The organism is Pseudomonas sp. HY2-MNA-CIBAN-0224 (genome assembly GCF_040310285.1).
GTDB classification, from domain to species: Bacteria; Pseudomonadota; Gammaproteobacteria; order Pseudomonadales; family Pseudomonadaceae; genus Aquipseudomonas; species Aquipseudomonas helleri.
This window is the reverse complement of sequence record NZ_JBEOPQ010000394.1, coordinates 1-284: the sequence shown is the minus strand read 5'-3', so window position 1 is coordinate 284 and position 284 is coordinate 1. Positions and strand designations below refer to the sequence as shown.

Here is a 284-nt window from a genome sequence, read left to right as displayed (position 1 = left end):
CATCTGGACAATTGCGTTTCCAGATTATAGTGAGGCATTATTAAGCTCAAGTATGGCATGGGTATCAGAGAGCTTTGGCTGGTATTACATGTTGGTGGTTGCTGCTTATAGTATATTTGCGTTATTTGTTGGCTTCTCCAAGTATGGCGATATCAAGCTTGGTCAAGATCACGAAAAAGCCCAGTTTCCCTTTTTAGCGTGGGCCGCGATGCTGTTCTCTGCTGGTATCGGCATTGATTTATTGTTCTTTGGTGCGTCTGAGCCGTTGATGCATTATCTAACGC

Annotated in this window: 1 protein-coding gene; it reads left to right on the top strand. The window is 44.0% G+C overall.

Features of this window, described 5'->3' with window-relative positions; genetic code table 11:
- A partial coding sequence (locus tag AAEZ03_RS26885; protein WP_350582850.1) for a BCCT family transporter occupies positions 1-284 on the top strand: 284 nt, incomplete at both ends.